15 protein-coding genes and 2 rRNA genes are annotated in these 23,058 nt (G+C 71.9%); 14 read left to right on the top strand and 3 right to left on the bottom strand.

The window, feature by feature from the left end; translation table 11 throughout:
* The 3 genes from V2J52_RS15025 to ilvD form a co-directional block, all read left to right on the top strand.
* Positions 1-85 (top strand): 23S ribosomal RNA (locus V2J52_RS15025); the annotation flags it as partial.
* Between the two features lie 108 nt (positions 86-193).
* Positions 194-310, top strand: a 5S ribosomal RNA gene (gene rrf, locus V2J52_RS15020).
* A 170-nt stretch (positions 311-480) separates the two neighbouring features.
* Positions 481-2,187, top strand: coding sequence for a dihydroxy-acid dehydratase (ilvD, locus tag V2J52_RS15015; RefSeq protein ID WP_331228542.1), 1,707 nt, complete (start codon positions 481-483; stop codon positions 2,185-2,187).
* A gap of 109 nt (positions 2,188-2,296) precedes the next feature.
* Here the strand turns inward: ilvD and V2J52_RS15010 are convergent, their stop codons facing one another.
* Entirely contained in the window at positions 2,297-8,431 is a 6,135-nt protein-coding gene (locus tag V2J52_RS15010) for a polymorphic toxin type 4 domain-containing protein (protein WP_331228541.1), read from the bottom strand.
* Positions 8,432-8,817: 386 nt separating this feature from the next.
* On the opposite strand from V2J52_RS15010, the gene V2J52_RS15005 reads away from it, so the two are divergent.
* Positions 8,818-9,246 (top strand): hypothetical protein, encoded by a 429-nt coding sequence (locus tag V2J52_RS15005; protein WP_331228540.1) that lies wholly within the window; start codon positions 8,818-8,820, stop codon positions 9,244-9,246.
* A gap of 694 nt (positions 9,247-9,940) precedes the next feature.
* On the opposite strand, the gene V2J52_RS15000 is transcribed toward V2J52_RS15005, so the two are convergent.
* Positions 9,941-10,921: a quinone oxidoreductase family protein gene (locus V2J52_RS15000; protein WP_331228539.1), complete on the bottom strand. Its 981-nt coding sequence runs from the start codon at positions 10,919-10,921 to the stop codon at positions 9,941-9,943.
* A 272-nt stretch (positions 10,922-11,193) separates the two neighbouring features.
* Here V2J52_RS15000 and V2J52_RS14995 point away from each other — a divergent pair, with 272 nt between their 5' ends.
* The 3 genes from V2J52_RS14995 to ilvC all read left to right on the top strand — a co-directional run bounded on the left by V2J52_RS14995 (position 11,194) and on the right by ilvC (position 14,694).
* Positions 11,194-13,050 (top strand): acetolactate synthase large subunit, encoded by a 1,857-nt coding sequence (locus V2J52_RS14995; RefSeq protein ID WP_331228538.1) that lies wholly within the window; start codon positions 11,194-11,196, stop codon positions 13,048-13,050.
* A gap of 13 nt (positions 13,051-13,063) precedes the next feature.
* A complete protein-coding gene (gene ilvN, locus V2J52_RS14990) occupies positions 13,064-13,588 on the top strand; it encodes an acetolactate synthase small subunit (protein ID WP_331228537.1) in 525 nt (174 codons plus the stop codon).
* A gap of 77 nt (positions 13,589-13,665) precedes the next feature.
* Positions 13,666-14,694 carry a ketol-acid reductoisomerase gene (ilvC, locus tag V2J52_RS14985; protein WP_331228536.1) on the top strand — a complete coding sequence of 343 codons (1,029 nt, stop codon included), beginning with the start codon at positions 13,666-13,668 and terminating at the stop codon, positions 14,692-14,694.
* Between the two features lie 101 nt (positions 14,695-14,795).
* Here ilvC and V2J52_RS14980 read toward each other — a convergent pair whose 3' ends face one another.
* Positions 14,796-15,221, bottom strand: a complete 426-nt coding sequence (locus V2J52_RS14980) for a DUF4870 domain-containing protein (RefSeq protein ID WP_331228535.1) — start codon at positions 15,219-15,221, stop codon at positions 14,796-14,798.
* Positions 15,222-15,314: 93 nt separating this feature from the next.
* On the opposite strand from V2J52_RS14980, the gene V2J52_RS14975 reads away from it, so the two are divergent.
* The 7 genes from V2J52_RS14975 to V2J52_RS14945 all read left to right on the top strand — a co-directional run bounded on the left by V2J52_RS14975 (position 15,315) and on the right by V2J52_RS14945 (position 23,006).
* Complete coding sequence (locus V2J52_RS14975; protein ID WP_331228534.1) at positions 15,315-15,956, top strand: ASCH domain-containing protein; 642 nt, start codon at positions 15,315-15,317, stop codon at positions 15,954-15,956.
* Between the two features lie 49 nt (positions 15,957-16,005).
* Positions 16,006-17,058: a 3-isopropylmalate dehydrogenase gene (locus V2J52_RS14970; RefSeq protein WP_331228533.1), complete on the top strand. Its 1,053-nt coding sequence runs from the start codon at positions 16,006-16,008 to the stop codon at positions 17,056-17,058.
* A gap of 69 nt (positions 17,059-17,127) precedes the next feature.
* On the top strand, positions 17,128-18,255 hold the full coding sequence (locus V2J52_RS14965; RefSeq protein ID WP_331228532.1) for a branched-chain amino acid aminotransferase: 1,128 nt from the start codon (positions 17,128-17,130) through the stop codon (positions 18,253-18,255).
* A 198-nt stretch (positions 18,256-18,453) separates the two neighbouring features.
* Positions 18,454-18,687, top strand: a complete 234-nt coding sequence (locus V2J52_RS14960) for a hypothetical protein (protein WP_331228531.1) — start codon at positions 18,454-18,456, stop codon at positions 18,685-18,687.
* 171 nt (positions 18,688-18,858) lie between these two features.
* Positions 18,859-20,484: a citramalate synthase gene (cimA, locus tag V2J52_RS14955; RefSeq protein WP_331228530.1), complete on the top strand. Its 1,626-nt coding sequence runs from the start codon at positions 18,859-18,861 to the stop codon at positions 20,482-20,484.
* 78 nt (positions 20,485-20,562) lie between these two features.
* Positions 20,563-21,612 carry a lipoate-protein ligase LplAB gene (lplAB, locus tag V2J52_RS14950; protein ID WP_331228529.1) on the top strand — a complete coding sequence of 350 codons (1,050 nt, stop codon included), beginning with the start codon at positions 20,563-20,565 and terminating at the stop codon, positions 21,610-21,612.
* A 101-nt stretch (positions 21,613-21,713) separates the two neighbouring features.
* On the top strand, positions 21,714-23,006 hold the full coding sequence (locus V2J52_RS14945; protein WP_331228528.1) for a hypothetical protein: 1,293 nt from the start codon (positions 21,714-21,716) through the stop codon (positions 23,004-23,006).
* Positions 23,007-23,058 lie beyond the last annotated feature (52 nt).

Raw genomic sequence — 23,058 nt, 5'->3', positions numbered from 1 at the left:
AAGAACACTGGGTTGATAGGCCGGATGTGGAAGCGGGGTTAACCCGTGGAGCTGACCGGTACTAATTGGCCGATAACTTCACCACAACTAAAAGACTCAGTTATGAGCGCGTCCACTGTATGGTTCTGAAGGAACCCCCGCACCACCCCAGAATTGTTGGGGGAGGTGGGCCGGAGGGATATCTTCATAGAGTTACGGCGGTCATAGCGAAGGGGAAACGCCCGGTCCCATTCCGAACCCGGAAGCTAAGCCCTTCAGCGCCGATGGTACTGCGTGGGAGACTGCGTGGGAGAGTAGGACACCGCCGAACACCCTTTCGGGTATGAGCCACAGCCTTTTGGTTGTGGCTCATACCTGTATCTGGGGCCGGTGACGTCAACGGCCGGGGTCGACCCGCGGGGCCTCCGGCACGCTGCCGGTGGTCTTGCCGCTCGGTCGCGCGGCCCACACCGGTCCGGATGAGACCTAGACTCAGCAGTCATGAGCACCGAAGTCGAAGGCACAGACATCAAGCCTCGCAGCCGGCAGGTCACCGACGGCATCGAGGCGACAGCGTCGCGCGGCATGCTGCGCGCGGTAGGCATGGGCGACGAGGACTTCGCCAAGCCGCAGATCGGGATCGCCAGCTCCTGGAACGAGATCACGCCCTGCAACCTGTCGCTGGACCGCCTGGCGCAGGGCGCCAAGGAGGGTGTCCACGCCGGTGGCGGGTACCCGCTGCAGTTCGGCACCATCTCGGTCTCGGACGGCATCTCGATGGGCCATGTGGGTATGCATTACTCACTCGTCTCCCGTGACGTCATCGCCGACTCCGTCGAGATCGTCATGCAGGCCGAGCGGCTCGACGGCACCGTGCTGCTCGCGGGCTGCGACAAGTCGCTGCCGGGAATGCTGATGGCGGCCGCCCGGCTCGACCTCGCCGCCGTCTTCCTCTATGCGGGTTCGATCATGCCCGGCCGCGTGGAGCTGACCGACGGCACCGAGAAGGACGTCACCCTCATCGACGCTTTCGAGGCTGTCGGCGCCTGCCAGCGCGGGCTGATGAGCGAGGAGGACCTCGACCGCATCGAGCGGGCGATCTGTCCCGGCGAGGGTGCCTGCGGCGGCATGTACACCGCCAACACCATGGCGTCGGTCGCCGAGGCGATGGGGATGTCACTGCCCGGCTCCGCAGCTCCGCCGTCGGCCGACCGCCGCCGCGACAACTTCGCCCGCCGCAGCGGCCAGGCCGTCGTCGAGATGCTCCGGATGGGCATCACCGCCCGCGACATCATCACCAAGAAGTCGCTGGAGAACGCGATCGCCGTCGTCATGGCGTTCGGCGGCTCGACGAACGCGGTGCTTCACATCCTGGCCATCGCCCACGAGGCCGAGGTCGACCTCACCCTCGAGGACTTCAGCCGGATCGCCGACCGCGTGCCCCACCTCGGGGACCTTAAGCCGTTCGGCGAGTACGTCATGTACGACGTCGATCGCAAGGGCGGGGTGCCGGTCGTCATGAAGGCGCTGCTGGACGCCGGGATGCTGCACGGCGACTGCCTCACCGTCACCGGCAAGACCGTCGCGGAGAACCTCGCGGACATCAACCCGCCCGATCCGGACGGCAAGGTGCTGCGCCACCTCGACAACCCGATCCACGCCACCGGGGGCGTCACCATCCTGGGTGGCTCGCTCGCCCCCGAGGGGGCCGTGGTCAAGTCCGCCGGCTTCGACTCCGACGTCTTCGAGGGCACCGCACGCGTCTTCACGCGGGAACGCGCGGCGCTGGACGCCCTGGCGGACGGCACCATCACCGACGGCGACGTCGTCGTCATCCGCTACGAGGGCCCCAAGGGCGGCCCTGGCATGCGCGAGATGCTCGCCATCACCGGCGCGATCAAGGGCGCCGGTCTGGGCAAGGACGTCCTGCTCCTCACCGACGGCCGGTTCTCCGGCGGCACCACCGGCCTGTGCGTCGGTCACGTGGCGCCCGAAGCCGTCGACGGCGGGCCGATCGCCTTTGTCCAGGACGGCGACCGCATCCGGCTCGACGTCGCGAGCAAGACTCTCGACCTGCTGGTCGACGATGCCGAGCTCGTCCGCCGGCGTGCCGTGTGGCAGCCGCTACCGCCGCAGTTCACCACCGGGGTGCTCGGCAAGTACGTCAAGCTGGTCAAGTCCGCCTCACGCGGCGCGATCCTCGAGTAGCCGACCTCGTTCGTCGTCGCCCGGGTGGGTTGTCGGACGCCGGACGTCCGACACCCCACCGGCGGTCTTCTCGGTGCGGCCCAGCAGGCAGATCTGCCGAGCAGGCAGATCAGCCGAGCGAGCTGACGGTGTCGAGGAGCTCGGTGAGGTCGTCGACGACGGCGGGGTCGCCGTTGTCGATCCGGGCGCGAATCGCCTCGAGCTGCTCCCGGTAGGCGGCCTCGGCCGCGGACCCGTGATGTGACTCGAGTGCAGCCTCGACCCGTTCGGCGAGCCGCACGGCCTCTGCTGCGTCCGCAGCGGAGAGTGGTGTCGCGTCGGTGTGCGTTACGGTTCCGGACGGTGGGGGAAGACGGGTGGCGATCGTCCACTCGCCCATGTCTGAGAGGTCGTAGTCGTGGTCGAGCGCCCGACGCCCACGCGAGGACTCCAGCGCCGCCCGGACATCGGCGTACGGGCCTCCGGAGGTGAGCGGATCCATCTCGATCGTGATCGAGCGGGCGTCGTAATCGAGGGACAGGCGCACCGAGAGGATCTCCGCGGCACCGTGCGAGCCCACGGCCTCGACCCGGTAGGTGATGTGCCCGAGGTAGTCGCCGTACTGCTCGTGGTAGCCGATCCGCGTGGTCAGCAGGAGGTCTGGGGCATCGGTCAGCTGCGAGCGGACGTCGCTCCAGAACTCCCGCAACGCGGACTCGATCCCCAAGTTCTGCACCCGCTGGTTGAACTCCTTCGGTGCCCGTGCCAGACCATACGGTGCATCAAAGCTCACGCCCGGGCCGCTCGCGTGCGCGATCTCGGAGACGAAGTCTCCCGGGCCGTCGGCGCTGCTGCCCCGCGCCCGGTGCCCTTCGGCCATGTGCTCCTCGAATCGCCTGGTGGAGCCCATCTCCTGGCGCCCCGCCGCCCCCAGTGACTCACCCAGGGTGCCCTGCACGACGATCTCGTCGGTGACCGGGTCACGCCACACCCGGCCACGGTCGAACTCGAACACGGTTCCGGGAGGCACCCGGCGCGCGAAGGCCGTCCGGAAGCGGTCGAGGGTGATCCGCTCGACCGTGAAGCCCTCCGGGTAGGTCGTGCCGTGAGCGGCCTGGAACATGCTGCGCAAGCGCCGGCCCAGCTCGCGCAGCTGGTTGTGTGCGGTCGCGGCGTCGGTCGCATTCCCCGCGGTCTCCAGGCGGGCGGCGATGGATTCGAGGTTGGCGAGCCGAGCGGCACCGTCGGGCGTGCTCGGATCCAGCAGTTCGGTGTACCGAGCCCGCATGGCCGTCACTGCAGCCTCGGGTAGGGCGGCCCCGGCCCCCGGTGGGGGCGTCGAGGACGGTGGTGCGCCCGGAGCGTGGGCCGGCGGTGCGGGCCCGGCCGGCGCTGCTGGCAGATCTGGGCCCGTCTCCGGGCGGCCACCGATGTCGATCTGGGTGGGCATGTCGGAGATGTCGATCTCCTGGGTGGGCTCGTCGTCGCCGATCGTGCCTGGCTCCTCGCGCTGTCGCCCCGCGAAGCCGTCGGGCACCGGTCCCATCTCGCCGCCGAACCGGTCGCGGTACCAGTCGTGGTAGGTCTCGATGGTGTCGAACCGGTGGACCTCGCGTCCGCCGTCGGACGTCGGGAACTCGATGGAGTACGGCTCGGGGTGCCCGGGGTCGTAGCCGTAACGGCTGACGTCCGGCCCGGTCGCCGTCGTCACGTGGATCTCCTGCACCACCGGCTGCCCGCTGGCGACGGCCTGGTAGCTGGCCCAGGCAAAATCGCCCGTAGCGCCCGAGGGCACGAAGTTGTGCTCCGGGGTTGTGCCGGAGGCATCGACCGGGTGGCTGTGGACCACGAGGTCCCAGCGTCCAGTCCCCAGGTGGTCGGGCGGGATGAGTCCTTCCCAGACACCGTGGCCCGGGCGGATGTCCACCGAGCCTGGGCTTCCCTGAACCACGATGTGCTCGCCCGTCTCGGAGTTGCGCAGCAGCGCCGCCTCGATCTCCGGCTGGGACCGGACGAACCCCTCGAAGAACTCCCGCGAGGCCGTCGGGTCGAGCGCCGCCTCGGCGGGGAGCATGCCGGCGAAGCGGTCCTCGAGGAGGAACCGGTTGCGTGGGTCGTCGAGGTCGATCACGCCGTCGTCCCCGACGTGCGGCCGGTGCCGGTCCACGCCGTCGACCTCCTCGATGAGGTGCGCGTTGGCGGGGTCGTCGAGGTCGATGACCTCACCGTCGTCCCCGGTCCGTGGCTGCCGGCCGGGGCCGCCGGCCGGCGCGGCGTCGGGCACTGGGCCGGCCGGCGCGGCGTGCGTCGGTGCTCCGGCTGGCACCTCTCCGGCGGCGGCACGGGCAGCGGCGGTCGCGGGGTCTGCCGCAGGCGGGACGTCGAGCTCCGGCGCAGCACCCGCTGCCGGGGCGGGGCCGCCGGCCGGGCCGGCCACCGGGGCAGGTGACACGTCGGGACCGCCCGCGGCCGGTGCGGCACCGCCGGCGCCATGGGCGCGAGGCCGGGGCGTGGTGACCATGCCGTACCCACCGCCGGCGGTCTCGATTCCCGCGGAGAGCGCCGCGCCCGTTGCCAGCGCCATCCCGCCGGTGGCCATCAGCGTGCCGAACGGGTCCGCCGACGCCCAGATCGCGTCGTCGAGGCCTGCCTCGAGCAGCGCGCTGGGCACCCCCTCGAGCCCGTCGCCCAGCGCCCCGACGACGAGCTGCAGCATGCCCGAGCTCCTCGCGAGCGGAGCGAGGTACCTGGCCCCGAGTCCCGCCGTCGCCGTGTCCATGACGCCGACGGCGGCATCGACGCCGGCCTCCTCCCAGGAGTACGCCAGCCCTCGCAGCTGGGCGTTCATCGACATCCCGACGGCGGCGCTCGCCGCCGCCCCGTACATGGCGGCGATGACGGGGCCGGCGGTGCCGAGCGTCGCGGCGGTGACGGCGATGCCGGCGATCACCACGCCGACCTGGACGGCGATGTCGGCGTACGCGTCGATCTGCTGCCGCAGCTGCTCCTGGGTCTCCACCGCACCGGCGAAGTTCATGTCCATCCGGTGCTCGGCGGCGATGACCGCCGGGTCGTCCGGGTTGCCGCCAGCCTCCGCGAGCGCAGCATCCAGCGCCCGCGCGGCGGCCATCGCCTCCTCCATCTGGGCGACCGTGTTCATCGGGTCCGCGCCCGAGCCGAGGAGGAAGGACCCGATCCCGCCGGTCTCCTCGAACTCCTTGCGGCGCCGCAGGTAGGTCTCCATCGAGGCGAGGAGCGCGGCCCGCTTGGCCGGGTCGGTCTCCGCGCGGAGCTGGGCGGCGAAGGTGGACGGGTCGCCCATCTCGAGCATGAGCTCGGTGTCGAGGTCCTCCCGCCCGGAGAGGTCACCGAGGATGTCGTCGTCGAAGCTGCGCCCCGGGAACCGGGTCTCGTACGCGTCGCGGATCTCCTGGATCTGCTCCGGCGTCTTGCCGCGCAGGGTCTGCTTGATGCGGTCCTCGTCGGTGCCCTCGCCCATGACGGCGTAGTAGATCTCTTCCTCCGGCGGCAGCGATCCACCGCCCGCCATGAGCGCGAGGATCTCGTCCTCGCTGTATCCCTGGGTGCGCATCCGGACCATGTACTCGAAGGCGTAGTCCCCGCCGACCCCCGCGAGCTCGCCGTAGGCCGAGCGGAGGTCGGCCATGTTCTGCTGCGCCCGGCGGGCGACCTCCGCCTCGAGGCCTGCCTTGTCCTCCTCCCACTGCGCCAGTCGCTCCTGGAACTCCTCGCGGCCGATGTCGCCGGAGCGCAGCAGCTCCTCCGCCCGTGCGCGCTGGGCGCCGAGGTCGAGCCCGGCCTCCAGCTGCGCGCGCCGGTGCTGGTTGCGTACGACGTCCTCGATGCGGTCGTCGCTGGAGTACAGCGCGGCTTCGTCCTCGACCTTGGCCCGTGCCGCGTCGATCTGCGACAGGTCCCCGCCGGTGAGCGCGGTGGCGAGGTCATGCTCGCCGCCGCTGAGGTCGTCGGCGAGGTCGGCGGCCAGCGCACCCTCGGTGGTGCCGTCGTACGCTGCGCGGACCGCCTCGTTGCGGCGCCGGATCTCCGCGTTCATCTCAGTGGTGGAGAGCCCGCGCCGCTGGGCGTCGGCCTCGACCTCCCGGCGGATGGTGTCGTAGACCTGCTGGATCTTCTCCTCGTCGGTCCCCGGCCCGGACATCGCGGCACGCAGGTCTGCGGCGTCGGCCGCGGCAGTGTCGCCGACCGCCAGCGCCCGGGCGTTGTCGAGCTCCTCGTCGGACAGGTCGCCCTCGAGCGCGGTGTCGAGCTCGACGCCGTGCCGCTCGCGGTAGAGCGCCTTGATCTCCTCGAGCTCGGCCGGCGTCCGGCCCCGCAACGCGTTGCGGATGGCGCCCTCGTCGGTGCCCGCGCCCTCCATCGCGTCGAAGATCGTCGCCACCGCGACCTCCGCGGTACCGCCCGCCATGAGCGCCTCGGCCCGCTCCAGCTCGGACCGGCCGACGTCGCCCGCGACGTCCTCGGACATGGCCACGCCGTAGTTGGCGACGTAGCACTTCTCGACGGCGGCCCGCTCGATCGGCCCGCGAGCCGTGCCGAGCGCCGCGAACAGCTTGTCCTCGGAGGTCCCGGGGCCGGAGATCGAGCCGCGCACCTGGGCCGCGATGGCGTCGGGCTGGAACCCCGGGTGCGTCGCCCGCGCCAGGATGCCGAGCTGCTCCCAGTCCCAGTCGCGCAGCACCTCCTCGCGCAGTGACTCGGTGAGCTCGCCGCGGCGGCGCTGGGTGATGCGCAGCATGGTCGACTCCGCGACGAAGCCGATGCTGTCGACCCCGTCGCCCCGCAGGTAGCGCAGCGCCAGGCCCTGCTGCTCCTCGTCCAGCGTGGCCATCGCCGCGGTGAGCTCCTCCTGGCTGCGACCGACCTGCGCCTCGCGCAGCGCGGTGAGCGCGGTGAGGTCCGCGGCCATCGCGTCGCGGTTGTCGGCGGCGCGCTGGCGCTCCCACTGGGCGCTGCTCGCCGTGGCCTGGCTGCCCCAGTCGCGGATGGAGTCGATGAGCCGCTCCCACCACGACCGCTCGCGGCCCTGCTGGTGGGCGGCCCAGTCGCGCACCCGGTTGCGGGAGCCGGCGAGCCGGGCGTTGAGCGTGGTGACGAGGTCGCGGTGCTCGGCCGTGGCGGCCCGGGTGAAGCGGCCGACCTCGACGTCGACCCTCTCCTGCTCGCCGACCGCCCAGTTGCGCGTCTCGAGGGACGCGGTGGCGCCGGTCTCCGGGTCGCCGGTGTGGTGACGGCGGATGGCGGCCGTCTGCCGGTCTGCCAGCGACTGGATCTGGCTGTGCTGCCCGCGTGCCGCGTCGTCGAGCTCGGCGGTGCGCCCATCCAGGGACGAGCGGTAGGCGGCCATGACCTCGGCGCCGGCGGTCTCGAGGTTGCCGAGCAGCTCGTCGCGCTTCGCCTCGATCGTGGCGGTGTCGGCCGGCCCTGCCACCGCCGCCTCGGTGGCGGCGACCTCGCGGTCGACGGCCTGCTTGGCACCGCTGATCCGGCTGGCCGCGGCCGTGCCCTGGACCGTGCGGGCGGCCGCGCCGTCGTCGGCCGCACGGGTGAGCGCGTCGGTGTTGGCCACGGCTTGTTCCTCGACGACGGCGCGCTGCTCGGCGACTTTGGCGGTCAGCTCCTCACCGGCGACCCCGGCCGCGCTCGCAATCTGGGTCAGCTCCTCGCGCAGCTCCTGCTCCACCTCGGTGGCCTTCTGCGCGGCCAGCTCCTGCAGCGGTGCGGACCTGCCCTGGTCGATGGGCCGGGCGGCGGCGGTCGCCAGCCGGCGTCCCCGGCCGGGGATGGAGGCGATCGCCCGGGCGACGGCGTCACCGAGCACGTCGGCCTGCGCGGCCGGCGGCGGTTCGAGCGAGGCCGCACCGCTGTCGGTGACGGTCGGCGGCGGCGCGGCCGGGCCGGGCCCCGCCTGCTCCTCGATCGCCGAGATCCGTTGCTGGAGTGCCTCGACCGCAGCGGTGAGCTCGGCGCGCTCGACCTGGCTGAGCTGCGGGTCGAGGAGGCGGGCCTCGGCGTCGGCGAGCGCCCCGCTGAGGTTGCGCGGCACGTAGTCGCCGGGGTCGAGCCAGTCGTAGCTGGGCGGACTGTCGATCGGGGAGAACGTCGCGGGGGAGAGACGTCGACCGGCCAGCTCCTGGACGTCCGCGATCGCCTGCTCGGCCTCGCTCGTGTCGAGCGCGTCCGCCTTCTCCGCGGTCTCGGGCGCCGGTGGCTGGGTGCCTCTCACCTCTGCCGCGTAGTCCGGCTCGGTCGCCTGCCGCCCGGAGACCACGCCGGTGGCAGCGGTCTCGACCGCCGCGGCCGCGCCCGCGCCTTCGGCGAGGTCCGGTGCGGTGACGCCGGCACCTGCTCCTTGGCGGGCGGCGTCCCACCGCTCGAGCGCAGCGTCGTCCAGGGGCGGTGCGGCTGGACCGCGGGCGCCCGGACCGCCGCTGGGACCGCCGGCGGTGCTCGGTCGTGCGGCGCGACCTCTACCGGGACCTGCGGCGGGACCGCCACCGGCACTCGCAGCGCCGGCCCTTGCGCCGCTCGGCCGGCCGCCGGGTGGCGGGGGACCGGGGGCGGCCCCCGGGGTAGGCCGCGCACGCCCGTCCGCCGCGGCGGGGGCTGCTGGTGCCGCGGCCTCGCTCGGTGGTGCCGCCGCCGGCTCACTCGGCGACGGCGGACCAGCGGGCGCCCGGCCCGGTGGTGCTGGTGCCGACGACGGCGGCAGACCAGCGGGTGCCGGGCCTGGTGGTGCTGGTGCCGACGACGGCGGCAGGCCAGCGGGTGCCGGGCCTGGTGGTGCTGGTGCCGACGACGGCGGCAGGCCAGCGGGTGCCGGGCCCGCAGCGGCCGGTCCGGCGGCCGCGGCGGGCGCGGTTCCGCTCGCTGGCGGTCCGGCAGCGAGGTTGGTCGGCGACGGTCCGGCAGGAAGGGCGGTCGGCGCCGTGGCGGAGAGGTCGGGAGTGCCCGGCGCCGTCGCGAGCCCGGGGGGCGGCGCGGGCGGGGCGCTCGGGCCGCCCGCAGTCGCCGCCGTGGTCGGCGGCGACTGGGCTGTGACCCCAGTTTCCGGCACGGTGAGGGCGCTCGGTACGGCGGCCCCGTCCGTGGCGGTCGCCGCGCCCGGTGCGGCAAGCGATCCGGCGTCGGGCTCGGCGGGCGGAGCATCCAGTGACTCCACGAGCGGGGCGGCCGACGGCCCGGCACGTGGGGCGGCCAGCGGCCCGGCGGCCGGAGCGAGCGGTCCGGCCGCGGGGTGGCCGATGAGGCCGACCACCGCGGCATTGCCGGCGCGCTGCTGCAGCCCGCGCAACGCCGTCCGCCCGAGTGCTGCGGCCGGTGCGCGCCGCGCCGCACCGTCGCCCGCACCCGCTCGCTCGGCGACCTGCGCGACGGCGGCGCGGACGGTCGCCGACCGCCGCGGGTCCGGCGGCGTGAAGGGCACGCGGAGCTCGAACGGCACCGTCAGCCCCGTCGCTGCATGCCGGCCCTTCCCGGCCGTGCGGGCTTGGTCATACCCCGACGATCGCGCACACCCTCCCGGGTGTCGACCATCGCCGATCCGGACGGAAGTGCCGGGCTCCGTGCCCGTTCGGGCAACGGGATGTCTCGCCGCCAAGGGAGCGCGGACAATCCTGCTGTCGGTGAGAGGGAGGGGCGTGGACAATCCTGCTGTCGGTGGGAGGGGAGGGGCGGGGAGGGAGGGAGGGAGGGAGCGGAGGGGAGGGGCGGGGCGGGGCGGGGCGGGGCGGGGTCAGGGAGTGAGGAGCACCTTGCCGGTGGTGTGGCGGCCTTCGAGGGCGGTGTGGGCGGCGGCGGCCTCGTCGAGCGGGAACTCGGCGCCGATCCGGACCGACAGGCCGTCGGTGATCGCGACGAACAGGTCAGCCGCGCGCCACAGCAGCTCGGCGCGGTCCTGCACGTAGTCCCCGAGCTTGGGCCGGGTGACGAACACCGAGCCGGCTGCGTTGAGCCGCTGCAGGTCGAACGGCGGTACCTGGCCGCTCGCGCCGCCGAACAGCACGAGCATCCCGCGCGGGCGCAGGCTGGCCAGCGACGCGTCGAAGGTCGCCTTGCCCACGCCGTCGTACACGACGTCGACGCCGCAGCCCCCGATGATCCCGCGGACCAGCTCCGGCAGCTCGGTGGTGAGGTCGCTCAGCCCGGTGTAGCGGATGACGTCGCTCGCCCCGGCCTCCCGCGCCAGCGACTCCTTCTCCGGCGTCGACACGGTGCCGATCACCCGGCCCCCGCGCCGCACGATGAGCTGGGTGAGCAGCAGCCCGACGCCGCCCGCCGCGGCGTGCACGAGCGCGACGTCGCCGGGGGAGACCTCGTAGGTCGAGTGGCTGAGGTAGTGGGCCGTCATCCCCTGCAGCGGGATGGCTGCTGCGGTGCGCAGGTCGATCCCGGCCGGCACCGGGATGGCCGACCCGACGGGCACGTTGACCCGCTCGGCGTAGCTCTGCGGCGCGTCCGACCACGCGACGTGGTCGCCGACGGCGAGCTCGGTGACCCCCTCGCCGACCTCGACGACGACGCCGGCACCCTCCGAGCCGACGACGTGCGGGAACGGCATCGGGTAGACACCGCCCCGGCGGTAGGTGTCGATGAAGTTGACGCCCGCGGCGGCCACCTGGACCCGGACCTCACCGGGCCTCGGCGGTGTCTCCGGCAGGTCGACGACGGTGAGGACCTCGGGCCCTCCGGCCTCGGTGGCATGGACTGCTCGCATAGGACATGTCTACCCGAGCACCACGCCCGCGTCAGTGCACAGCGACACCCTGTCCACCTACCGGACGCGTGCTCCAACAGGTGAGACGAATGCGGTGGGTGCTGGTGCGAGGTCTACAGTGAGTGCCATGCAGCAGGACGTCGTACTTTAGCGGCGCGCAGCCGCGGGCCTCCGGGCCGGTTGCGCGCAGCCCTTCGCACCCCGCCGGGTCGGAGGGTTTTTTGTTGCCGATCCACCCCTAGCACCACCATTCGGAGTACAGGAGGGTCACCATGGCCAAGGCACCAGTCCCGGCGCCGCCGCGGAACGCGACGCAGTCGCCCGTGCCGGCGGTACGAGCCGCCGAGTCGAACGGTTCGCAGCCGGTCGCGAAGGTCGTGGAGGAGGTCAACGGCGCCAAGAGCATCGTCCGTTCCCTCGAGGAGGTCGGCGCGGAGGTCATCTTCGGCATCCCCGGTGGCGCCATCCTGCCCACCTACGACCCGCTGTTCGACTCCACCCGGCTGCGCCACATCCTCGTGCGCCACGAGCAGGGCGCCGGCCACGCCGCCACCGGCTACGCCGCCGCGACCGGCAAGACCGGGGTGTGCATCGCAACGTCCGGTCCCGGTGCGACCAACCTCATCACCGCGATCGCCGACGCCAACATGGACTCGGTGCCGCTGGTGGCCATCACCGGGCAGGTCGCGGCCTCGGTCATCGGAACCGACGCGTTCCAGGAGGCCGACATCGTCGGCGCCACCATGCCGATGACCAAGCACTCCTTCCTGGTGACCGACGCCGACGAGATCCCGGCGCGGATCGCCGAGGCATTCCACCTCGCGTCCACCGGGCGGCAGGGGCCGGTGCTCGTGGACATCGCCAAGAGCGCGCAGCAAGCCATGACGACCTTCTCCTGGCCGCCGGTCATGGACCTGCCCGGCTACCGCCCGGTGCCCAAGCCGCACGCCCGGCAGATCCGCGAGGCGGCCCGGCTGCTGGCGACCTCGCGCCGCGCCGTCCTCTACGTCGGCGGCGGCGTCATCCGGTCCGACGCCTCGACTCAGCTGCGCCAGCTGACCGACCTGTCCGGCGCGCCGGTCGTCACCACGCTGATGGCCCGCGGCGCGCTGCCCGACTCCCACCCGCAGCACCTGGGGATGCCGGGCATGCACGGCTCGGTGCCCGCCGTCGCCGCGCTCCAGCAGGCCGACCTCATCGTCGCTCTCGGTGCCCGCTTCGACGACCGCGTCACCGGTGACCTCAAGAGCTTCGCGCCCAAGGCCACCATCGTCCACGCCGACATCGACCCCGCGGAGATCTCCAAGAACCGCTACGCGGACGTGCCGATCGTCGGTGACCTCGTCGATACCCTCACCGACCTCAACGTCGAGCTCGCCGCTGCCCACGAGCAGTACGGCAAGCCCGACATCGAGGCGTGGTGGCACCGGCTGGACGACCTGCGGACCAACTTCCCCCTCGGCTGGACCCCCACCGAGGACGGGCTCATCGCCCCGCAGCACGTCATCAGCCGGATCGGCGAGATCTCCGGGCCGGACTCGATCTACGTCGGCGGCGTCGGCCAGCACCAGATGTGGGCCGCGCAGTTCATCCGCTACGAGAAGCCGCGCACCTGGCTCAACTCCGGCGGCCTGGGCACCATGGGCTACTCGGTGCCGGCGGCGATGGGCGCCAAGGTCGGCATGCCCGACACCACGGTGTGGGCGATCGACGGCGACGGCTGCTTCCAGATGACCAACCAGGAGCTGGCGACCTGCGCGCTGGAGAACATCCCGATCAAGGTCGCAATCATCAACAACTCCTCGCTCGGCATGGTCCGCCAGTGGCAGACGCTGTTCTACGACGGCCGCTACTCCAGCACCGACCTCAACACCGGGCACGAGACACGGCGGATCCCGGACTTCGTCAAGCTTGCCGAGGCCTACGGCTGCGTCGGGCTGCGCTGCGAGACCGTCTCCGACGTCGACGACACCATCAAGCGCGCCATGGAGATCAACGACCAGCCGGTCGTCGTCGACTTCACCGTGAGCCGCGACGCCATGGTGTGGCCGATGGTCGCCGCCGGCGTGAGCAACGACGACATCCAGTACGCGCGGGGGATCACCCCCACGTGGGACCGCGACGAGTGAAACGAGGACTTCGATGAGTAGCCGTCACACCCTCTCGGTGCTGGTGGAGAACAAGCCCGGTGTGCTCACCAGGGTCGCCGCACTGTTCGCCCGCCGTGCCTTCAACATCCACTCCCTCGCCGTCGGCCCGACCGAGCACGACGACATCTCACGGATCACCGTGGTCGTCGACGCGGACGAGCTGCCGCTCGAGCAGGTGACCAAGCAGCTGAACAAGCTCATCAACGTGCTGAAGATCGTCGAGCTCGAGCCCGACTCCTCGGTGCAGCGCGAGCTGCTGCTCGTCAAGGTCAAGGCCGACGATCACTCACGCACCGCGGTGCTGCAAGTCGTCGAGCTGTTCCGGGCCCACGTCGTCGACGTCGCCCCGGACGCGGTGACGGTCGAGGCGACCGGCTCGCCCCAGAAGCTGCACGCCCTGCTGACCGCGCTCGAGCCGCACGGCGTGCGGGAGATCGTGCAGTCCGGCACGGTGGCCATCGGCCGCGGCAGCCGGTCGATGACCGACCGCGCACTGGAGCGGGTGCGCAGCGCCTGACCTCCGCCCGACATACTTGACCCATCGCCGGCCCGCCGGCACCAGAACCGACATCACCCAACCTTCAGGAGAACACTGTGGCTGAGCTGTACTACGACAACGACGCCGACCTGTCCGTCATCGCCGGGAAGAAGGTCGCCGTCATCGGATACGGCAGCCAGGGGCACGCCCACGCGCTGAACCTGCGCGACTCCGGCGTCGACGTCGTCGTCGGACTGCGCGAGGGGAGCTCCTCGGAGGCCAAGGCCAAGGACCAGGGCCTGCCCGTCGCGAGCATCCAGGAGGCCGTGACCGGCGCGGACGTCGTCGTCATCCTCGCTCCGGACCAGGTGCAGCGCAGCCTGTACGCCGAGCAGATCGAGCCCAACCTCAAGGCCGGCGCCACGCTGCTGTTCGCCCACGGGTTCAACATCCGCTTCGGCTACATCAAGCCGTCCGCCGACCACGACGTCGTCATGGTCGCCCCCAAGGGCCCGGGCCACACCGTGCGCCGCGAGTACGAGGCCGGCCGTGGCGTCCCGGTGATCGTCGCCGTCGAGCAGGACGCGTCGGGCAAGGCGTGGGACACCACGCTGGCCTACGCCAAGGCGGTCGGCGGGCTGCGTGCCGGTGGCATCAAGACCACCTTCACCGAGGAGACCGAGACCGACCTGTTCGGCGAGCAGGCCGTGCTCTGCGGCGGGACCTCGCAGCTCGTCCAGTACGGCTTCGAGGTGCTGACCGAGGCCGGCTACCAGCCCGAGGTCGCCTACTTCGAGGTGCTCCACGAGCTCAAGCTCATCGTCGACCTCATGTGGGAGGGCGGCATCGCCAAGCAGCGGTGGAGCATCTCCGACACCGCCGAGTACGGCGACTACGTCTCCGGCCCGCGGGTCATCTCCCCGGAGGTCAAGGAGAACATGAAGGCCGTGCTGGCCGACGTGCAGTCCGGCGCCTTCGCCGACCGCTTCATCAAGGACCAGGACGCCGGCGCGCCGGAGTTCAAGGAGCTGCGCGCCAAGGGCGAGCAGCACCCGATCGAGTCCACCGGCCGCGAGCTGCGCAAGCTGTTCAGCTGGGTCGAGACCCGCGACTCGGACTACACCGAGGGCAGCGCCGGTCGCTGACCCCACCGAAGTGACGACGACGCCGGTCGGACCACCTGGTCCGGCCGGCGTCGTCATGCCTGAGCTCCTGGTGCCGGTCCGTGCCCGGGAGGCCGGGCTCCTCAGCTGAGGATCGGCACCTGCAGCGGGTAGCGGTAGACCTCGCCGCGGCTGGCCCGGACCGCCCCGAGGATCGACAGCACGATCTGGATGATCCAAGCGAGCGCCCACAGCACGAACGCCACCGGGATGAGGATCACCGTGAACAGGCAGACCCAGCCGATGATGTTCGCCAGCCACACGGTGATGTTGAAGTTGAACGCGCTGGCCGCCGCGTTGCGGACGAGCGGGCCACGGTCGCGCCACACCAGCCAGACGATGAGCGGGCCGAGGAAGCTCAGCCAGCCGGCACTGACGATCATCGCGATGACCGGGGACAGGTGCGCGAGGACCGCGATGGTGCGGTCGTCGCCGCCTGACGGCTGCTGCGGGCCGGGGTACGGGCCGGGGGAGCCGGGACCCGTCGGCGGGGGACTCTGCGTGCTCATGGCGACCTCCTGGGAGCGACCTGACGTTGGTGGGTTGCCAGCGTACGCGCGACAGCGCGCGGCCCGTGGCCGACCACCTGGCACACTGGCGCCATGACCACGCCCAGCGAAGACCACGGCCGGCCCGACGACCCCGCAGCGCCGTTGCCAGGTGCCGCGGACGACGGCGACCGGGACGTGCAGGACCTCGCCGTCGACGCGTACTGGGCCACCGCGCGCAAGCGGGCCGGGCTGACGCGGCTCGGCGGCGTCGTCGGCGAGGACGCGCTGGGCTCGGTGGAGCCGCCGGCCTGGTCGTTCGGCACCACCCCGGAGGAGGCCGACGCGCTGCTCGCCCTCGTGCTGGCCGGCACCAAGACCGCCACGGTCAGCGCCGTCGCCACCTTCGAGACCGAAGGGGTGGCGGCCCCGCGGCCAGGAGACCTCTCGATCATCCTCGACGGCCGGGGCCGGCCGCGCGCACTCATCACGACGACGGCGGTCGAGACCCGGGCGTTCCGGGACGTCGACGCCGCGCACGCCGCAGCCGAGGGGGAGGGCGACCGCTCGCTGGACCACTGGCGCCGGGTCCACGAGGAGTTCCTCACCGCCGAGCTCGCCGCCGTCGATCAGGAGTTCACGCCGGACGCCCTCGTCCTCCTCGAGCGGTTCCAGCTGCTCGACCCGCGCCAGCCCCGGCCGGGCACCGGTTCCGCCGTCACGGGGAGCAGCCCGTCGGCCGACAGTGCTGACTGAATGGTGAGATGAGAGTCCCGATGGGTGGACACTCCACTAGGGTGTCGGCATGACTCGCACGATTGATCTCGCAGTGATCGCCGGGGACGGCATCGGTCCGGAAGTTGTCGCCGAGGGCCTCAAGGTGCTCGACGCCGCCCTCGAGGGCACCGACATCACGGTCCGTACGACCCCCTACGACCTCGGTGCTGCCCGCTGGCACCGCACCGGTGAGACGATCACCGACGACGAGATCGCCGCGCTGCGCCAGCACGAGGCAATCCTCCTCGGTGCGGTCGGCGACCCGGGCGTGCCCAGCGGCGTGCTCGAGCGCGGCCTGCTGCTGCGACTGCGGTTCGCCTTCGACCACTACGTCAACCTGCGGCCCTCGCGGCTGTTCCCCGGCGTCCCGACACCGCTGGCCGAGCCCGGCGAGGTCGACTTCGTCGTCGTCCGTGAGGGCACCGAGGGCCCGTACGTCGGCAACGGCGGCGCGATCCGCGTCGGCACCCCGCACGAGGTCGCCAACGAGGTCAGCGTCAACACCGCTTTCGGCGTCGAGCGCGTCGTGCGTGACGCCTTCGCCCGGGCGAACGCCCGGTCGCGCAAGAAGCTCACGCTCGTCCACAAGCACAACGTGCTCGTCCACGCCGGCCACCTGTGGCGCCGTACCGTCGACGCCGTCGCGACCGAGTTCCCGGACGTCACCGTGGACTACCTCCACGTCGACGCCGCGATGATCTTCCTCGTCAACGACCCGTCCCGGTTCGACGTCATCGTCACCGACAACCTCTTCGGCGACATCGTCACCGACCTGGCCGCTGCCATCTCCGGCGGTATCGGGCTCGCGGCGTCGGGCAACATCAACCCCGACCGCACCGCACCGAGCATGTTCGAGCCGGTCCACGGCTCGGCCCCGGACATCGCGGGACAGGGCAAGGCAGACCCGACGGCGACCGTGCTGTCGGTCGCGCTCATGCTGTCGCACCTGGGGCTCGACGAGGCCGCCAGCAGGATCGAGCGCGCCGTCGAGGCAGATATCGCCTCACGCGGCACCACACCGCGGTCGACGAGCGAGGTCGGCGATGCGCTGACCGCCGCCGTCGCGCCCGCGACCGCCTGACGCACGGAGTAACGTCAAGCCCAGCACCCGCGTAGCAGCGGATGACCTGAGGTACCGCTGGAGGACCCGATGACAAGCACGCCCGACGTGACGACGGACGGCGGCGCACCGAGCGCCGTCGAGTACGCCGTCATCCCGAGCTCACGACCCAAGACGACCGCCGAGCGCACGGCGGCGCTGGAGAAGCTGAGCTTCGGGAGCGAGTTCACCGACCACATGGCACGGGTCGCGTGGACGGTGGACGGCGGGTGGCACGGCCACCGGGTCGAGGCCTTCGGCCCGATCTCGCTGTCGCCGGCCGCCAGCGTCCTGCACTACGCGCAGGAGATCTTCGAGGGCCTCAAGGCCTACCGGCACGCCGACGGCTCGGTCTGGGCGTTCCGGCCCGAGGCCAACGCGGACCGGTTCAACCGCTCCGCACGCCGGATGGCGATGCCCGAGCTGCCCGTCGAGGACTTCCTCGGCTCGATCCGGGCACTGGTGCAGACCGACCTCGAGTGGGTGCCGGCCAGCCCCGGCGCCAGCCTGTACCTGCGGCCGATGATGATCGCCACCGAGCCCTTCCTCGGCGTGCGCCCGGCGCACCTGTTCGAGTACATGCTCATCGCCTCGCCGGTGGGCCCGTACTTCGTCCGCGGCTTCCAGCCGGTCTCCATCTGGGTCGAGCACAGCTACCACCGGGCCGGCCCCGGCGGCACCGGCGCAGCGAAGTTCGGTGGCAACTACGCCGCCAGCCTGCTGCCGCAGCAGAAGGCCCTGGCCAAGGGCTTCGAGCAGGTGTGCTTCCTCGACGCGGGCTCGGGCGCGAACGTCGAGGAGCTCGGCGGCATGAACGTGTTCGTCGTGGGCAGCGACGGTGTGGTGCGGACCCCCGCGCTCACCGGCTCCATCCTCGAGGGCGTCACCCGGTCCTCGATCATCGCGCTGCTCCAGGAGCAGGGCGTGACGGTCGAGGAGAGCGACATCCCGCTCGCCGGGCTGCTCGCCGGGATCGGCGACGGCTCGGTCACCGAGGTCTTCGCTTGCGGCACTGCGGCGGTCATCACCCCGATCGGCCGGCTCGCCGGCGACGACTTCGACGTCACGGTCGGCGACGGCGCCGCCGGCCCGACGACCACCCGCCTGTACACGGAGCTGACCGACATCCAGTTCGGCCGGGCCGCCGACACCCACGGCTGGATGACCCAGCTCGTCTGACCCACTTGCCGCCGACAGCCGACTTGTCGCCGACAGCCGACTTGTTGCCGAGAGCTGGATTGTCCGCGACAGCCGACTTGTCGCCGACAGCTGGATTGTCCGCGACAGCCGACTTGTCGCCGAGAGCGGGGTTGTCCGCGGTTGCGGACAATCCCGCTGTCGCAGGTAATCCCGCTGTCGGCGAGGATCCTGCTGTCGGTGACAATCCTGCTGTCGGCGGGGATCCTGCTGTCGGTGACAATCCTGCTGTCGGTGACAATCCTGCTGTCGGCGAGGATCCTGCTGTCGGCGAGGATCCTGCTGTCGGTGACGATCCTGCTGTCGGTGATGGGACGGACGGGCGGATGGATGGATGGGTGGGCGGGGGCGTGCGGTGGTTGTCACATGTGTGGCATGATTGCCGGCATGCAGTTCCGGCTCATTATCGGCTAGCGCACGCGGCACACCCGCCCCGTGCGCAGACCTCCCGTTACCTCGGGGGGTTTTTTTGTTGCCGGGACCACCATCACCGGCAGCGTCCGGACCGATGGTTCGGGTCGACACCGGCACCACCCCGCCGGTGAGAGCAGGACCTGCCCGGCTGGCACGAGAGAATGAGGCACCATGACCACGTCGACGAACCGCCCGTCCCTGCTGACCGCCGCGGACCAGATTGATGTCTACGACACCACGCTGCGCGACGGCGCCCAGCAAGAGGGCATGAATCTCTCGGTCGCCGACAAGCTCGCCATCGCCCCGCTGCTCGACGAGCTCGGCGTCGACTACATCGAGGGCGGCTGGCCAGGCGCCATCCCGAAGGACACCGAGTTCTTCGCCCGGGCCGCCAAGGAGCTGGACCTGAAGAACGCCCGGTTGGCGGCATTCGGGTCGACCTGCAAGGCCGGCGTCGCCCCGCACGACGACCCGCAGGTGCGGGCCCTGGTCGACTCCGAGGCGCCAGTGATCACGCTCGTCGCCAAGAGCGACATCCGGCACGTCGAACGCGCGCTGCGCACCACCGGCGATGAGAACCTGCGGATGATCGGTGACACCGTCCGCTACCTGTGCGACCAGGGCCGTGAGGTGTTCGTCGACCTCGAGCACTTCTTCGACGGCTACCGCTACGACGCGCCCTACACCCTCAGCGCCGCCCGCGCCGCGCTGGAGGCGGGGGCATCCGTCGTCATCCTCTGCGACACCAACGGCGGCATGCTGCCGGCCTGGGTGAGCGAGATCGTCACCGCGGTGCGCGCCCAGCTCGACGGCAAGCTCGGCATCCACGCCCACAACGACACCGGCTGCGCGGTCGCCAACTCGATCGCCGCCGTCGAGGCCGGCGTGCGCCACGTCCAGGGCACCGTCAACGGCTACGGCGAGCGCACCGGCAACGCCGACCTCGTCACCTGCGTGGCGAACCTCGAGCTCAAGTACGAGGTGCCGATGCTCGCCGGGGACGGGCTGCGCGAGTCCAGCCGGCTGTCCCACGCGATCAGCGAGATCACCAACATCAGCCCGTACGGTCGCCAGCCCTACGTCGGCTCCAGCGCGTTCGCCCACAAGGCCGGACTTCACGCCAGCGCCATCCGGGTCGACCCGGACCTCTACCAGCACATCGACCCGGTGGTCGTCGGCAACGACATGCGGATGCTGGTCTCGGAGATGGCGGGCCGCGCGAGCATCGAGCTCAAGGGTCGTGAGCTGGGCATCGACCTGTCCGGCCAGGCCGAGGTCCTCACCCGGGTCACCAACCGGGTCAAGGCCGCCGAGGCCATGGGCTACACCTTCGACGCCGCCGACGCCTCCTTCGAGCTGCTGCTGCGCGAGGAGCTCGACGGCGCCCGCCCCACCTACTTCCAGGTGGAGAGCTGGCGGACGATCGTGCAGACGCTGAGCAGCGACGTGTCGCTGACGCTCGCCGAGGCCACCGTCAAGCTGCACACCGGCCGCGGCCGGGTGGTCTCCACCGGTGAGGGCAACGGCCCGGTGAACGCGCTCGACCACGCGCTGCGTGACGCGCTCGTCGACGTCTACCCCGAGCTCGCCGAGTTCGAGCTCATCGACTTCAAGGTGCGCATCCTCGACACCCAGTCCGGCACCGACGCCACCACCCGGGTGCTCATCGAGACCTCTGACGGCAGCAGCAGCTGGAGCACCGTCGGGGTCGGCCCGGACATCATCGAGGCGAGCTGGGAGGCGCTGGTCGACTCGGTGGTCTACGGACTGCTGCAGCACGACGTCGAGCGGCGCTGACCGGGGGCCCGCGCCGTCGGCCGACGGNCGTCGGCCGACGGCGCGGGCACCACGGCGCGCCGCGGCTACAGTGGGCGGGTGCGCGGAGAGTTCAAGGTACCCGGTGGCAAGCTGGTCGCGGTCGACCTCGACGTCGGCGACGGCCGGCTGCGTGACGTCAGCGTCTCGGGGGACTTCTTCCTCGAGCCGGACTCCGCGCTCGGTGCCATCAACCGGGCGATCGAGGGCCAGCCGGACACCGCCGGCGCCGAGGAGATCGCGCGCGCCATCGACCGCGCCCTCGACCCCGACGTCGCACTCGTCGGCTTCACCTCCGACGCCGTCGGGATCGCGGTGCGCCGCGCGCTGGGCCACGCGACGAGCTGGACCGACCACACCTTCGACGTCATCGGCCCGCGGACGCTGCACCCGGCGCTGCACGTCGCGCTCGACCAGGTGATCCCCGAGGAGGTCGCCGCCGGTCGGCGCGGACCAACGATGCGGATCTGGGACTGGGACGCCCCGCTGGTGGTCATCGGCTCGTTCCAGTCGGTCCGCAACGAGATCGACCCCGAGGGGCTGGCACGCCACGGCATGATGGTCGTGCGCCGGGTCTCCGGCGGCGGGGCGATGTTCATGGAGCCGGGCAACTGCCTCACCTACTCGCTGGTCGTGCCGACGTCACTGGTCGAGGGCCTGAGCTTCGAGCGCTCCTACGCCTTCCTCGACGACTGGGTGCTCGGCGCGCTCGCCGACGTCGGCATCCGGGCCCGGTACGTCCCGCTCAACGACATCGTCTCCGACCAGGGCAAGATCGGCGGCGCCGCGCAGAAGCGGTTCGCCAGCGGGGTGGTCCTCCACCACGTGACGATGAGCTACGACATCGACGCCGACAAGATGCTCGAGGTGCTGCGCATCGGCCGGGAGAAGATGTCGGACAAGGGCACCAAGAGCGCGAACAAGCGGGTCGACCCGATGCGCTCGCAGACCGGCATGGCACGTGCGGACATCATCGACGCATTCATCGCGCACTTCGAGGGCCGCTACGACACCCGCCGCTCGGAGTACACCGACGAGGAGCTGCGCCGCGCCGAGGAGCTCATGCGGACCAAGTTCCTCGACGACGAGTGGACCTACCGGGTGCCGTAGGGAAGCACGGGCTCGGGCGCGCCGCCCAGGAACCTCACAGTTGCGGCCGGTACGGTGCCCGACGCGGCGGAACACTCCGTCGGCCCAGTTGTAGGAGATTGATGACCTCGCCCGAGCACCCCACGCCGACCGACGTCCCCGACGAGACCGGTGACCTCCCGCCCAGCGACGGCTCGACCGCGTCGCCGACCGCGGACCCGGAACCACCGGCAGTGGTGGTGGCCGACGACGACGGCGGTCGTGTGACCTCCCGGGGCGGCGTCGTCCGGATCGTCGGCGTCGTCCTCGCGCTCATGCTGTCCGTGGTGTTCGCCGTGGTGGCCATCGCCGTCCCGTACCTGGACACCAACCCGCGCGAGATACCCGTCGGTGCCGTGGGGGAGTCGGCGAGCCAGCTCGAGGAGATGCTGGAGTCGATCCAGCCCGGCGGGTTCGACGTCGTGACCTACGACGACGCGGAGGCCCTGCGGGAGGCGGTGCTCGTCCGCGAGATCTACGCCGGCTTCTCGATCGACGAGACGTCCGCGACGGCCCTCATCTCCTCCGGCTCCGGGTCGGTGATGAGCCAGTACCTGGGATCAGTCGGCGGCGCATTGGGCGCCAGCGTCGAGGACGTGGCGCCCGGCAGCCAGGACGACCCGAGCGGGTACGGCATCCACGTCGGCGCTGCGCTCGCGGCGGTCGCGGGGCTGCTGGGGGCGGTGCTGATCGGCCGGCTCGCACCGGGCCGGCTGAAGACCCAGCTCATCGCCACCCTGGGACTGGCGATCGGGCTCGGGGTGGCGATCGCCGGTGCGCTCGAGCTCGTCGGGAGCATCGACGGCGCGCTGCTGCCGGTGGCCGCCGTCGTGGCGCTCGCCGTCCTCGCCGTGGCGCTTCCGGCCCTCGGACTGATGGCGATCGGCGGACTGGTCCTGGCGGCAGCGTTCGCCCTGCTGGTCGTGGTTCCGGGCATTGGCCTGGCCGGCATCACATCGGCGCCGCCGCTGCTGCCTGCCGGCTGGGGAGCCGTGGGACAGATGCTGCCCGGCGGGGCACTCGGGTCCCTGGTGCGGTCCACCGCCTTCTTCAGCGGCGGTGGCGGGCTCGCTCCGGCGCTCGTCCTGCTCGCGTGGGTGGTGGCCGGGCTGGCGCTCGTCGCCGTCGCCCACCTCACGCGCCGATCGGCAGGGACGCCCACCACCGTCGTCGCTGAGCCGGTCGCGGAGGATGACGACGTCGTGGAGCCGGTGGCCGAGGATGACGACATCCGTGTCGACGAGCCCGACGACGACGACACCGCGGACGAGCCGACCGGGGACGACGACATCCGCGTCGACGAGCCGGCCGACGGCGACGACGTCGCCGACGAGCCGGCCGCGGACGACGACATCCGCACCGAGCGGGAGCGCTGAGCGCGGCACCACATGGCACGGGGCACCCGCCGCCGGGCGGCCGGGGCGGGCC

The organism is Georgenia sunbinii, from assembly GCF_036421875.1.
In the GTDB taxonomy this organism is placed as follows: domain Bacteria; phylum Actinomycetota; class Actinomycetes; order Actinomycetales; family Actinomycetaceae; genus Georgenia_B; species Georgenia_B sunbinii.
The sequence above is the reverse complement of the archived record's forward strand: the minus strand, read 5'-3'. Positions and strand labels throughout refer to the sequence as shown.